17 protein-coding genes and 1 pseudogene are annotated in these 13,256 nt (G+C 42.6%); 16 read left to right on the forward strand and 2 right to left on the reverse strand.

From position 1 onward, the window contains the following. Positions 1-70: 70 nt before the first annotated feature. The 15 genes and pseudogenes from QQ041_RS15665 (at position 71) to QQ041_RS15735 (ending at position 11,093) form a co-directional block, all read left to right on the forward strand. Entirely contained in the window at positions 71-715 is a 645-nt protein-coding gene (locus tag QQ041_RS15665; RefSeq protein WP_285954413.1) for a hypothetical protein, read from the forward strand. Positions 716-747: 32 nt separating this feature from the next. Then, positions 748-1,431, forward strand: a complete 684-nt coding sequence (locus QQ041_RS15670; protein WP_285954414.1) for a hypothetical protein — start codon at positions 748-750, stop codon at positions 1,429-1,431. A 101-nt stretch (positions 1,432-1,532) separates the two neighbouring features. After that, positions 1,533-1,775: pseudogene (locus tag QQ041_RS15675) on the forward strand (hypothetical protein); the annotation flags it as partial. Positions 1,776-1,986: 211 nt separating this feature from the next. Then, positions 1,987-3,405 carry an SLC13 family permease gene (locus QQ041_RS15680; protein WP_285954416.1) on the forward strand — a complete coding sequence of 473 codons (1,419 nt, stop codon included), beginning with the start codon at positions 1,987-1,989 and terminating at the stop codon, positions 3,403-3,405. Positions 3,406-3,411: 6 nt separating this feature from the next. Continuing rightward, positions 3,412-4,767, forward strand: a complete 1,356-nt coding sequence (locus QQ041_RS15685) for an ATP-binding protein (RefSeq protein ID WP_285954417.1) — start codon at positions 3,412-3,414, stop codon at positions 4,765-4,767. Next, on the forward strand, positions 4,754-5,227 hold the full coding sequence (locus tag QQ041_RS15690; protein WP_132941394.1) for a response regulator: 474 nt from the start codon (positions 4,754-4,756) through the stop codon (positions 5,225-5,227). The genes QQ041_RS15685 and QQ041_RS15690 overlap by 14 nt, the downstream gene beginning before the upstream one ends. Before the next feature lie 549 nt (positions 5,228-5,776). Then, positions 5,777-6,613, forward strand: a complete 837-nt coding sequence (locus QQ041_RS15695) for a DUF3626 domain-containing protein (protein WP_285954418.1) — start codon at positions 5,777-5,779, stop codon at positions 6,611-6,613. A 97-nt stretch (positions 6,614-6,710) separates the two neighbouring features. After that, positions 6,711-7,211 carry an opioid growth factor receptor-related protein gene (locus QQ041_RS15700; protein ID WP_285954419.1) on the forward strand — a complete coding sequence of 167 codons (501 nt, stop codon included), beginning with the start codon at positions 6,711-6,713 and terminating at the stop codon, positions 7,209-7,211. 55 nt (positions 7,212-7,266) lie between these two features. Then, the gene (locus QQ041_RS15705; protein WP_285954420.1) at positions 7,267-7,674 is read left to right on the forward strand and encodes a GFA family protein; all 408 of its coding nucleotides are present in this window, start codon (positions 7,267-7,269) and stop codon (positions 7,672-7,674) included. Between the two features lie 139 nt (positions 7,675-7,813). Then, entirely contained in the window at positions 7,814-8,269 is a 456-nt protein-coding gene (locus tag QQ041_RS15710; RefSeq protein ID WP_285954421.1) for a hypothetical protein, read from the forward strand. Positions 8,270-8,449: 180 nt separating this feature from the next. Continuing rightward, positions 8,450-9,028, forward strand: a complete 579-nt coding sequence (locus tag QQ041_RS15715; RefSeq protein WP_285954422.1) for a DJ-1/PfpI family protein — start codon at positions 8,450-8,452, stop codon at positions 9,026-9,028. A gap of 80 nt (positions 9,029-9,108) precedes the next feature. Further along, positions 9,109-9,558, forward strand: coding sequence for an N-acetyltransferase (locus QQ041_RS15720; protein ID WP_285954423.1), 450 nt, complete (start codon positions 9,109-9,111; stop codon positions 9,556-9,558). Beyond that, positions 9,551-9,943, forward strand: coding sequence for a hypothetical protein (locus QQ041_RS15725; protein WP_285954424.1), 393 nt, complete (start codon positions 9,551-9,553; stop codon positions 9,941-9,943). The genes QQ041_RS15720 and QQ041_RS15725 overlap by 8 nt, the downstream gene beginning before the upstream one ends. 88 nt (positions 9,944-10,031) lie before the next feature. Continuing rightward, entirely contained in the window at positions 10,032-10,583 is a 552-nt protein-coding gene (cyaB, locus tag QQ041_RS15730; protein ID WP_285954425.1) for a class IV adenylate cyclase, read from the forward strand. 27 nt (positions 10,584-10,610) lie between these two features. After that, positions 10,611-11,093: a tetratricopeptide repeat protein gene (locus tag QQ041_RS15735; RefSeq protein WP_285954426.1), complete on the forward strand. Its 483-nt coding sequence runs from the start codon at positions 10,611-10,613 to the stop codon at positions 11,091-11,093. A gap of 44 nt (positions 11,094-11,137) precedes the next feature. Here the strand turns inward: QQ041_RS15735 and QQ041_RS15740 are convergent, their stop codons facing one another. Then, positions 11,138-11,584, reverse strand: a complete 447-nt coding sequence (locus QQ041_RS15740; protein WP_285954427.1) for a hypothetical protein — start codon at positions 11,582-11,584, stop codon at positions 11,138-11,140. Between the two features lie 84 nt (positions 11,585-11,668). On the opposite strand from QQ041_RS15740, the gene QQ041_RS15745 reads away from it, so the two are divergent. Continuing rightward, positions 11,669-12,106 carry a MarR family transcriptional regulator gene (locus QQ041_RS15745; protein ID WP_285954428.1) on the forward strand — a complete coding sequence of 146 codons (438 nt, stop codon included), beginning with the start codon at positions 11,669-11,671 and terminating at the stop codon, positions 12,104-12,106. Positions 12,107-12,222: 116 nt separating this feature from the next. Here the strand turns inward: QQ041_RS15745 and QQ041_RS15750 are convergent, their stop codons facing one another. Continuing rightward, entirely contained in the window at positions 12,223-13,251 is a 1,029-nt protein-coding gene (locus QQ041_RS15750; RefSeq protein ID WP_285954429.1) for a methionine synthase, read from the reverse strand. Positions 13,252-13,256 lie beyond the last annotated feature (5 nt).

Genomic DNA, 13,256 nt, shown 5'->3' on the forward strand with positions numbered 1-13,256 from the left:
TCCAGCCAGAAAATTGGTATTTAGATACGGACTTGTTCTGGCTGATAGCTGTTATGAGTAAAGGATTAGCATGTCGATAACTAATGCAGAAAATAGCCTTTTTGATGAATGGAAAGGAAATAGAAAAGGTTTTGTTTCAGATGGTTTAGTTTCTGAACAGGATTACTTAAATTCCGACACAAAAATATGCATTGTATTAAAAGAAGTTAATGATTCCGACGGAGGTGGTTGGGATTTAAGAGAGTTTCTAGCTGAAGGTGCGAGATCTCAAACATGGAATAATGTTGTCCGCTGGATAAACGGAATCAGAAATATAAATCGTGATATACCGTGGCAAGAGTTTGATGAGATTAATGAAGCAGACAGACAGTCTTCTTTAAAATCAATATGCGCAATGAACTTAAAAAAATCGCCAGGTACTCACACAACAGATAAAGCTTCTCTTAATAAAGTAGCTAATGAAGATCGAAACTTTATTGAGCAACAGTTTTCTCTATATAATCCTGATATAACCATATGTGGCGGGACAGGTGACTTATTTAAGGATACTGCGGGGCTTAATAAATATGAATGGAAGAGGACTAATCGTGGAGTTTGGTGGTATGAAAGAGCACCAAAGAAGTATGTCATTGCATATTGCCACCCAGAAGCACGAGTAGATAACCCATTAATTGTATACGGGTTAATTGACGCAATAAGAGAAATTTACTCATAACAAGCGCTTAAGCGGGCGTTTATGTGTAATCATTGGAAACAGATAAAATGAAGCTTTCAAAGTCGTTAGAAGAATCTCTTAAAAAAGATGATCTGACCAATTTAGCGGTAAATCTTGGCGAAGTTGGTATAGATGCAATTTTAGATAATGGTGTATTAAGAGACATCCCAGTGCTATCTAGTATTGTAGGTGGTATCAATGCGATTGGTAGCGTGCGTGATGCTCTGTTTACGAAAAAGCTTATTTCATTTCTTTCTGAGTTGTCGGATATTCCGGTAGAACAGCGCCGAACTATGATCGATTCAATTGACAACTCGGATGACTACAAAGTAAAAGTTGGTGAGAAGCTTATCTATATCATAGAGAAAACAGAAGACCACTATACGAGTAAAATTATTGCCATATTCTTCTCTGAGTTTCTTGTCGGAGAAATCACATACAATCAATTTTTAAAAATTAGTCGAATTATCGATAGTATGTTTATTGGTGATTTTTTAGAGTTTGCTAATGAGCCGTCAGAATCGATTGATTTTAATTCTGAAAATACATTTATTAACACTGGATTAGTCGATGTATATTTTGAACCTATGGTAGTTAAAGATAGTGATTGCTACGATGACTGTGATAAATATGAAACGAGTGGAGGTGCAAGCCTGTACATCACTTCTATCGGTGAGCTTGTAAGGTTGGTACTCAAGGGAAAAAATTACACATAACAAACGACTATGGCGTCAATGATTAGTTTTTGGCTGTATTTTCATCCCACATTAAGCCATCTCTCAGCATAGAGTTAAGGGTCACGTTTCAAGGAGGAAACATGACAAGCAACCAACTATTGGAAAAGGCACTTTATAGCAGTGCCAGCATCCATCAACCTCATTCATTAAAAGCTTATTTGGCTGCGAACTATCTGAATGGTTATTTCACTAAATCATACAATGTGTGGCTTAAAACGAGTGAGCTGATAGACCAAACTGAGATTGAAGTTTTAGGTGATTACTCTGCAACGGTGCAAGCGCCGAAGTTTACGGTTCTCCCACGCAAGGGCGAACGTTTGCTTTTTGTTTCTCGGAATTTAATTGCAACAGTAAATGACACACAAACGTAGATGTAGCGCACAGAAACGAAAATGGGGATATCGCGATTACGTAATCATTGATCTAGCCGATAGTGAGATAGTGATAAGAGATCGATAATTCGTTGTCGGATCCAAATTAGAACTTTAAATCTAATTTCTAAGTAGTTGTTATCTCAGGAAGAGTTTTTGTGCTATGCGCCCCTATATTAAATACATTATCCCTATTTTAATTCCTTTCATTATCCTCGTAATGCCGCTATCAGCGTTTCCATTTGAAGGCCTCACGATTATTCAACAACGCGTTATCGCGATCTTTTTATTAGCGGCATTGTGCTGGGTGTTCGAGCCTATCCCGATCTACGCGACGTCTGTTGTTATTATCGTTCTGCAATTATTGATGTTGTCGGATAAAGGGCTGATCTTTTTAAGGTTTGATCATGGGGAAGAACATTTTGGTGAGCTGTTAAAATACAGCGATATCATGGCAACATTCGCCAGCCCAATCATCATGCTGTTTTTGGGCGGTTTTTTCTTAGCAATGGCCGCCACTAAATATCGATTAGACGTAAACTTAGCCCGTGTATTATTGAAGCCATTTGGACAAGACCCAAAGTTTGTGATGCTCGGTTTAATGTTGATCACCGGTATCTTTTCGATGTTTATGTCTAACACAGCAACAACGGCAATGATGCTATCTATTTTAACGCCGGTACTGGCTGTGTTTGGTCCGAAAGACCCCGGTCGTGTAGCGTTTGCGCTTTGTATCCCTGTTGCTGCTAACATCGGTGGCATTGGCACCCCGATAGGAACCCCTCCGAACGCTATCGCACTTAAATATTTAGTTGGCGATAACCTCATTACGTTCGGCGAATGGATGGCATTTGGTGTGCCGTTTGTCGTTATTATGATGGCGTTAGCGTGGTTTTTAATCGGCTTTATGTACAAAGCTGACCAAAAGAAAATCGAACTAAGTATTAAAGGTAAATTCCTTAAAACACCCAAAGCCATTGCGGTGTACGTCACTTTTGCGCTCACCATCATTCTTTGGTTAATGGGTTCAAGCCATGGCATGAACTCTTATACCGTCGCTCTGATTCCTGTTGCTGTGTTCTCTCTCTCCGGGATCATCAATAAAGAAGACCTGAAGAAAATTTCTTGGGATGTACTGTGGCTTGTATCAGGTGGTATTGCGCTTGGTTTGGCTCTCGATAAAACGGGCTTAGCAAAGCTCGTGGTACACAGTATTCCGTTTGATACCTACTCACCCTATGTGGTGTTGTTCGGAGCGGCGTTCTTGTGCTTGGTAATGGCAAACTTTATGTCTCATACCGCAACGGCTAACTTGTTAATGCCAATTATGGCGGCATTAGGTTCGTCTATGGCGTCACTCACACCACTAGGCGGTGAATTAACGTTAATTCTGGTTGTGACTTTTGCCGCTTCATTAGGTATGTCGCTACCAATCAGTACGCCACCAAATGCGTTGGCTCATGCCACTGGTCATGTGCAAAGTAATCAAATGGCCAGAATCGGTATTATTTTGGGTGTGGTTGGTGTGCTACTGAGTTTTGTTATGGTGTGGCTGCTACATTCAATTGGTCACATAGGATAACGATACGTGTATCAACAAAAGTTAGAAGCACTTATCGATCGCTATTTTAACCACGCAGAACGTCGGGTGACGTGCTGTGCCGGTAACACCATTATTGAGCAATCAGCGTTAAACACTCGTTTATATTATGTGTTGAGTGGAGAACTGGAAGGGTTTTATACCGAAGAGAATACACCGCAAGTGCGAGTATTTAGCGCGGGTAGTGGGGCTTTTATAGGCGTTCATAGCTTCTTTTCAGGTAATTGGACAGCATCTTCAACGGTTGTTGCCAAAACCGATGTTGAGTTAGCGTGGATCGATAAAGACACGCCGGCAGAAGATGAAGGTAAATTTGGCCCTCTTACCGCACAGTTCACACCTGTGATTGTCAATGAGTTGTCTCGCCGTCAACGCCGCGCAACACAAGAAGCGATAGCGAAACAAAAAGCGCTAGAAAAGTTACATACTGCTGAGCAAATGACGACCTTGGGTCAATTGGCTGCAGGGATTGCCCATGAACTTAACAACGCTATTGGTGTAGTAAATAGTAAAGCTGGTCGACTTGAAACGGTCATCATGGATCTGCTTGAAGAAGTGCATCCAGAAGCCAGTCAATTTTTCGATTTTGGGTTAATGCATGGTCAGAAAACGTCGTCGTCAGAAGCGCGAACACGTGGGCGACAATTTGAAAGAAAATATGGTTTAGACAAAAACATTGCTCGCTCTCTTGCAAAGGCGATTCCAATTGACGCTTTATCTGCAACAGACGTTATTTCAAAGCATTGGCTGAAAAACCCAGAAGAAGCGATTCGTTTTTGGCAGATGGGCTGTGATTTACATGATTTACGTTTGGCATCTAGACACACCGTCGGCATCGTAAAATCGGTTAAACAACTTGGCAGAGTTGATATTGACACCGAAGAAGCGGTTGATATTAATGACTCCATTAACCATGCCTTATCGTTGTTACAAAGTGAGTTACGTAGAGTGTCTGTGCGATTGAGCCCAGCAGATTTGCCGACTTTTAAAGGCTCGAAAACAGAGCTTGTTCAGATTTGGGTCAACATTGTAAAGAATGCTTGTGATGCAATGTCGAATTCAGACGATGCTGCAATAGAAATTCAAACCAGATTAAGTAAGAAAAGAATATTAGTTACGATCGCGAATAACGGCCCTGAGATAGACGAGGTGACTCGTAGAAAGGTGTTTCAGCCCAACTTCACCACTAAAAAAGGTGGTTTATCGTTTGGATTGGGCTTGGGTTTATCAATAGTTAAGCGGATTGTGGCGGGTTATGGCGGAAGTGTCATTGTGAAAAGTGATGCTTCTAAAACTGTATTTAGAATCAAGTTACCAATAGAGGGTGAACATGGAGAAGCTTAATTTAATCTGTGTCGATGACCAGAGAGAAGTACTGAGCGCAGTGATACAAGATTTAGAGCCGCTGGCGAGTTGGCTGAATATTGAAGATTGTGAATCAGCGCAAGAAGTGCTTGATCTCATTGATGAACTTGACGCAGAAGGCGAACACATTACCGTCATCGTGTCTGATCATGTGATGCCAGGGAAAACGGGTGTGGAGTTACTCACTGAAGTGTCCCATGACAGCCGCTTTGCGAATACAAAGAAAATTCTTCTTACGGGACAGGCCACTCATACTGATACCATCAATGCGATTAATGCAGCAGGCATCGACCGTTACTTTGAAAAGCCTTGGCAAGCAAGCACATTAGTTGAGTGCATTCGTACTCTTGTCACTGAGTACATATTTGATCAAGGGCTTGATTACACGGACTATCAGAATGAGCTCGACCAGCAGGTTGTGTTGAGACGCTTACGCTAGTCTCTTATGTTAGCGTTACATTAGTCACTAATGTAAGTCGCTTGAAATTGTATGCACCGAAGGACGCTTTCTGAAGGATATTGTCTTTGAAAGATGTAACCTTTCGGTGCATATATTACCCATCTCTTTTAGTCGTTCAGGCTTTAGTACTCAGTTATTAACACACTGGTTGTTGGCTTAAGTCTAACACTCATACGCCAACGCCCAACGCCAATGCCAACGAGAACTAAGTTAATGCATAGTCTTTATACACCACATGAGTGCCGTGCCTGCCTCTAGGTTACGCCAGTGGATGCATTGTGTTTTCTTCACGAACGAATCCCTGGACATGCAGCAGAACTAAAATGTGTCGCAGAGTCCCAGTGTCGTTTGTTAGAAAAGTAAACTCGGAAACCTCACCAGAGTTGTTCAAATAGTCTGATATCTAACACTTGGCAGGCAATCTTTAAACTAGGCTTTGTGTTCATATCTTAATGGGTTAAGTTTATTGTCTGCGTTGTACTACTTGTTGAAGCGGCGCAGTATTCTTTTTCGAAAATAGGAGACTTCATGGTTGGCAATGCAGTAGAGCAAGCAATCGAAAATATCCGATTGAAATCACAAGGCACGGATTGTTTAACGAGTTGCGCGGTGACGATCAACTTCCACCCCGATCGTTATACGTCTGACAATAAACCTTTGCTCGAAGCGATGGCTGACGATGGATGTTTGAAGTCTCAATTTGAAACGGGCACCAGCAATGGTGGTATTACGGCTTACCCCGGTGGTGATCGTTGGTTATGGGAAAAGCGAGTGTTCGACGGCGCGTATGACAATGCTCCGAACACGCTTAGGCCGAAATATGGCGCACTGAACTACCGTAACTATGAGACTGGCGCTTCATCCCGTTTTGGTTCTGCTTACTTCCAGTTGAAAGCCGACACCTTGGCACGAACCACGTTCTGTTATCCAGACAGCTTCTTTGAGCCAGAAGACTTCGCCGTGTCTAGCCGAGTAAAAGCGTTAATTGATAAGGCATCTTCATCGGATGTCGATTTACTTGATGATTATATCGAGGCACATGTTCATGGGGTTATCTCTCTGAAAGACGATATTGACTGCCTTGTATTAGACCCTATTTACCGCTTGACGATTATTGAAGAACGCGCGGTGAAATTGGGCGTTCCGATAAAGTGGCACAATGGCTACGAGTTAAGCCTAGAAGAGATGAACCGCTACCCAGATTATCGCGGCCAGTCGTTTATAGAACTCGCAAAAAAGTTAGCGGTAAACGGCAAGATCAATGCGAAAATACTGGGGCTAGCCGTGACAGAGCAAGGTTATGACCAACAAGACGTAAAGAAGGTCTGGCATTACTTGGCTCGGTTTGGTTATCGATCAGAATAAATCTCTAATAGCATCAGTGGGCTCTTCTGAGGTTTTAACCGCAACTCCCTGCATTTAGCGGAAACCCGCAGCAAAATATAATCGGTAGGATTTTAAAATGAGTGAGATTGCTCGCTTTATCTCTGGTGAAGTGCCAGACAAATTTGGTCGTAATATTGAACAGTTGTTAGCTTATAATCACTTTTGGTTGGAGCATGACCATAAGTATATTCAAGTGTTTTTCCCAATCGATGAAGGGACTAAGTTTAATCAACATGCACCGTTGGTGACTCAAGAAGATAGGGCGCTTTTTGTTAACTCAGAAGACCTTCGTACAGCTCATCTACAAGTACTCGACCTGATGCTTGATTTCTGGGGCATGCAGCGAGACGGAAGTGAAATATCCTCATCGTTGCCACTTAGCCCAGCCAACCATGTATGGTTGAAGAGTCATGATCATAACCAGCTTCGACTAACACGAGCCATTCGCAGTTTATACTTGCTAGGCAATGAAGAGGTTGCGATCAACTTATGTGACTTCTTGATCGCAGTGGCCAATGAAACTGGTTCTGTATCTGATAAAACGGTGCAATATTGGCGTAATGCGTTAAATGGTTAGAAGCCCGCAATAGCCAGTGGGTTAACACTCGGTATGAATAGGAAGGAGACTCAGGATGAGTGCAGATTTTAAAGGTTCGTGTTTGTGTGGCAGTGTTCGTTTTTCTGTTGAAGGGTTTAGCGAAAAAGCCGCAAACTGCCACTGTTCAATGTGCCGAAAATTTCATGGCGCCGCTTTCGGGACGTCAGTTGGCGTAAGAGGCTTAAACTGGCTTTCTGGCAAAGATCGACTCAAAGAGTTTGTCGCATCAAACGGCACAACACGAACATTCTGCTCCAACTGTGGATCAAGCCTTGGCTTCAGAGTTCAAGGTGAACCTCTTGAAAATATCGAGTTGGCGATATCAACGTTCGATGTCGATATTCCTGTCACAATTGATGCTCAGATTTATACAAAATACAAAGCGAACTGGTGTGAATTACAGGCCGAGTTAAGTGTTTTTCCAGAAGGGCGCTCAACCTAAGGTGCAGAATCCGTTAGTCGGTTGAACATAGATTAAACTGCAATCTGTGTTATACATCAAAGTTGATATTATTTTGGCTAACTCATTAATTTTCATTATGTTAGGGTTCTTCTAGTTTTTATAAGAAGGCGACTAGATTATGAAAAAGGGATTTGTCATCGCTGTATCAATTGGCTTTGTTGTCTTCTTCCTCGCTGGCCGCGAACTTCAATGGTTCGGGTCCAGTAATTCCGAGTCGTTCCCTAAACTTCCTGATAGTCCCCAATTTGTGCCATCTACTGACTTTGACGGTGAGTGGCTAGGCCGTCGAATTAACACTACTGGCAATAATATGTGTGAGCGAACAACCATCACTGGAAACATTCGTGAAGGTAAAGCCACGCTAAGGCTTACCTACAACGGAACACCATTAGAAGGTTGGGTGACAGAAAGCGGCGACTTACGTTTATATGCTAAACATCGCCAATGGGATTATCGATTCTCAGCAACTGGCAGCGGCGAGAGATTTGATGGTCGTTGGCACTTAACTAATGGCCCGTGCCAAGGGACTTGGTTTATAGAAAAGCTGGGTGATAATCTTGGCGTTGACGAATAAAGGATAATTTTCATGACATCCAATATTTGGCACTTTCGATACGCATTTGTAGAAGGTTATTACGTTAGGGAACTCTGCCTTTTTCGGTTCTCAATTGAAATTGGTCTACGCTGATGGATTAGCCGAACAAGATACATATGGTAAATTCTAGTTATTAATGAAGTTGTGCATGGAGGTGCAATGAACATCGGAATCTATATTTATAATCAAGCAGAAGTTCTCGACTTCTCTGGCCCGTTTGAAGTCTTCAGTACAGCAAAGCGCTTAGGTGCTGAAGATCTAAATGTATTCTTAATCTCCGAAACTGCAGAACCGGTTATAGCTCGGGGCGGTTTTAAGGTATTGCCTGACTACTCGTTAAATAATCACCCCAAAATAGATTTGTTGATGGTCGTTGGTGGTGTACATACTGACGAAATGAACAAGCCAAATGTGCTCGATTGGATATCTTCTGTTTCAGAATCGGCCTCACAAGTCGTGTCTGTTTGTACTGGTGCATTTCTTTTAGCTAAAGCAGGTTTACTTGAGAGGTTAACAGTAACCACTCATTGGGAAGACATCTCCGACTTAGCGCAGCAATTCCCAAGTTTAAATGTGATCAGTGATAAACGGTGGGTGGCGTCAGGTAAATTCACTACATCTGGCGGTATCTCGGCAGGTATAGATATGAGCTTACATTTAGTATCAGTACATAACGGCCTACAGTTTGCCAAGAAAGTTGCGCGTCAAATGGAGTACAGCTGGCAGGAATGTAAATAGCTAACCATCAACAATGATTCAAGATATGTGGCATTTGCCTACACAGTATTCAGGTGTGGTTTGAAAACAAAGGGCAAAATATGAAAGTAAAGCTGGTCAAAGGTTCAGATCCTCAATTCGCTGAGCTAATCACCAAAACGAATATGGCGAGTTACTATCAGGCTCGTGACATCGCTTGGGGTCATAGTCAGTTTTTACGAAGTTGGGATGAGTTGGATAACTATGAAGTTTATGTTGGTGGCAACCGTATTGGAGTTATTCGATTCAGCTATACCAGTGACACCACGTTTCTCAGAGACTTTCAGATATTAGCTGAACATCAAGGCCGAGGCTTTGGTGCTAAGTGTTTAGATTTAGTGATCGAACATGCGAACAATCAAGCATCGACTCAGTTAGTGCTACGTGTGTTCAGTGAGAACCCCGCTATTAAGCTTTATCAATCAAAAGGCTTCACCAAACTTTCCGAGATTAAAGGCTTGGTTGAAATGGAGTTACGTTTGGATTCAGTACAAGGAAGGCACCATGGTTAGCCGTATCCGATTAAATTTTGTTAAATATACATTGGTTGAGTTCGCACTCGCTGCGTTCTTATTAGTGTCTATTTATTGGTTATTTGATGGTAACCCTCAATCACTGTCTACTATTGGGTTGATGTTCAGTGTTGTTGCGGTGTTAAAAGTCGTCACGTTATGGTGGCAGTTCCGCAATCGCTCTTTTGAAATATCGAACAACCATGTTTGTTTCGATGGTCACGCTTGCGATATCAAATTACAGGGCAGTATTCTTCCTTTTGGCATCGGTTCTGTTATTAAGCTTTCATACACGAAAGGCGAGATGCAAAAACGCAATATTTACCTTCCGAAAGGGGCAATGAACCAAGATGAATGGCAGCGTATATTGGCTTGCCGTGCATAGTTCAACTTCTTTAGTTTGTGTTGTGCGCCAGTTTGTATTTTAGGTTCTGTTGGTGTGCTAGTATCCCGTTTTTGCACCGAGCTAGTATATGACTAACAACCATTTCCAGGGTAAATACGAAGTAGAGCTTAAGTATCGCCTCGATTCTAAATCAGAATTCTTGAAGACATTGAGTCTTATTCCCCATGAAGTGATGCTCCAAGATAATCTTGAGTGCGATTGGTATTTCGATAGCCCAGACAGAAGCTTACAAGCTCAAAACAAAAGCTTGTGCATTCGCACAATGGAACCATCGGGTATTAAGCTATGGATTGTAAAAGGCCCAGAGTCTGACCGATGCGAAGCGACAAACATCACCGATGCGTCGAATGCTAAGAGTATGCTTGAAAATTTGGGTTATGAAGTGATTCTAAAAGCGCAGAAGACACGCAGTATCTACTTCGTGGGTGAATTTCATATAACTGTCGACTCACTAACGGGTATCGGTGATTTTGCAGAGTTCGCTATCATGACGGATGATGAGTCTAAGTTGTCGGCTTATAAAGATGAGTTGGAGTTATTAGCCAGTAAGTTTGGGCTGACTCAATCAGCACTGCAAACTCAATCTTATAAACAGATGTTCGAGGAAATGAACGCCTAGCACAGCGCTTAAGCGTCAGGGAGAGTTATGGACACCATTATCAAACAAGCCATCGAGTTGCGAAAAGAAGCCAAGTACCAAGAGTCACGAGACTTGCTGGCGACACTACTCGATAAGGGAAAATATGCTGCGAAAGCACACTTGCAGATAGCTTGGTCTTACGACAACCAAGGTAAAGAACAGGAGGCTATCGAGCATTATTTGCTGTCTCTGTCGGGTGAACTTACTTCTACAGAACGCTTTGATGCGCTTTTCGGTTTGGCGAGTACATATCGAAGCCTTGGCCTTTATACCGAGGCTTTAAGCTATTTTGAGCAGACGATGGCTGAGTATCCTGATTCCCTTGAAGTTCAGCCTTTCTATGCGATGTGTTTGTATAATTTGGGTCGCCATAAAGAGGCAACGTCTCTGTTGCTTGAGTTGTTGGTTTCTACGACCAATAGCGATGCGATAAAAGAGTACCAACGAGCGATCTCCTTATACGCTCAAGATTTAGATAAAACGTGGTAAACAGCCGACTATGAAGCTCATCTGTTAGCTTAAAAACGATGAGCTTAGCCTTGCTTTACCTTCTTAGGACGAAATTTTCTGCCGTCCATAATATTCAAAGACATCAGTGTTAGGTTGGTTGCGCCTGCTATCAGTTCTAAAATCTGAACGCCATAAAACACAGAGTCGAACTCTCCTAAACTTGCCCACTGATTCAAAAAGTACGCGGCTGGGATCAAAATAACGATCCCGTTGAACGCAATAATTGGCATGCGTTTACTTTTACGTTCAACTATTTTCCCTTTACGTTGTTTTGCCATAGATGCACCGGTCGCACCAGTAATAGCAATGGCTGGGACAAGTATAAATAAACCCGGAAAAACGATCAGCGATTTGACTAACTCGACTGATTTCAAAGTGCCAAACAGTTCTACAAGCAATGTGCTAGTAAAGAATGTAGCGACACACAGTGTTGCTGTTAATGCCGCTGTTCTGTGGATTATTGGTTTCATATCATTCTCTCCATTAATTTGGTAACATGTTGTCAATTTAGTTTGAGTCTAATTTAATGACAGCATGTTGTCAAAGTGGGTGTTATGGATACGAATGGAGAAGTTTTCACAAAGATCGCACTAGAGATCTTTAAGGTCAGTGGTTTATTGAATGCTGAGGGTGACAAATTAACTGAAGAGTTAGGGCTAAGCAGTGCCAGATGGAAGGTGATGGGGGCGATTGAAAAGTCCGGTGATCTGGTCACGGTTTCTCAAATTGCTCGTATTATGGGGCAAAGCAGACAAGCGACACAGCGTGTTACCGACATCATGGTGAAAGATGGCCTGCTAACTTGGCTTGATAACCCGAATCACAAAAAAGCAAAGTTGGTTAACATGACTGAAAAAGGTAAAGAAGCGTATGCGCTATTAGATAAAAAACAGGAAGTATGGGCAGAAAGTGGCGCTGAAGGCATTGAAAGAGATGAGCTTGATAAGGCGCTAATCACTCTGAAGAAGATGGCTACCTTCTTAGATAGATAAGAGGTTAGATAGATAAGAGATTAGATAAATAGAGAGTGGCAGTTGAGAAGAATACAGAAGCCTAAGCATCAATGTGATACTTAGGCTCCAGGTATATTTGTGTCGCTCGTGAAGCGTTACGCTGAAAGCTCTTTACGAACGATCTCTGCGCCAGCGCTGAGTGCATTCAGCTTAGCTGAGGCAATTTCGCGAGGTAGGGGAGCCATACCACAGTTAGTGCAAGGGTAGAGCTTGTCGGCATCAACATACTTAAGTGTTTCTCTTAGAGTGCTAGCCACTTCTTCCGGTGTTTCAATAGAATCTGTAGCAACATCAATAGCGCCAACCATCACTTTCTTGCCGCGAACAAGCTCAAGCAGTTCAAGTGGTACATGAGAGTTGTGACACTCTAATGAGATGATATCGATATTTGATTGCTGCAGCTTAGGGAAGACTTCTTCATATTGGCGCCACTCAGTGCCTAGTGTCTTCTTCCAATCTGTGTTTGCTTTGATGCCGTAGCCATAGCAAATATGGACTGCGGTTTCGCATTTAAGGCCTTCAATGGCTCTTTCCAAACAAGCGATACCCCAATCGTTCACTTCATCAAAGAACACGTTAAATGCGGGCTCATCGAACTGAATAATATCAACGCCTGCAGCTTCAAGTTCTTTCGCTTCTTCGTTGAGGATCTTTGCAAATTCCCACGCCAGTTTTTCACGGCTTTGGTAATGCGCATCGTAAAGTGTATCTATCATGGTCATAGGACCCGGCAGAGCCCATTTGATCGGTTGGTCGGTTTGCTGGCGCAAGAATTTGGCATCTTCAACAAACACCGATTTCTGACGAGAAACTGGGCCAACTACTGTAGGTACACTCGCATCGTAGCGGTCGCGGATTTTAACGGTTTCACGCTTCTCGAAATCGACACCATTCAGGTGTTCAATGAAGGTCGTCACAAAGTGCTGGCGGGTTTGTTCGCCATCACTCACGATATCAATTCCGGCTTGCTGTTGCTCATGAAGCGACACGCGCAGTGCGTCCTGCTTGCCATCCGTTAATTCGTTGCCTTCCAGTTTCCATGGAGACCAAAGTGTTTCTGGTTGTGCTAGCCAAGACGGTTTCGGCAAACTGCCCGCAGTTGAAGTCGGTAATAGTGTTTTCATAATAA

The sequence above is a fragment of the Vibrio sp. TMPB1044 genome (assembly GCF_030442075.1).
GTDB classification, from domain to species: Bacteria; Pseudomonadota; Gammaproteobacteria; order Enterobacterales; family Vibrionaceae; genus Vibrio; species Vibrio satsumensis.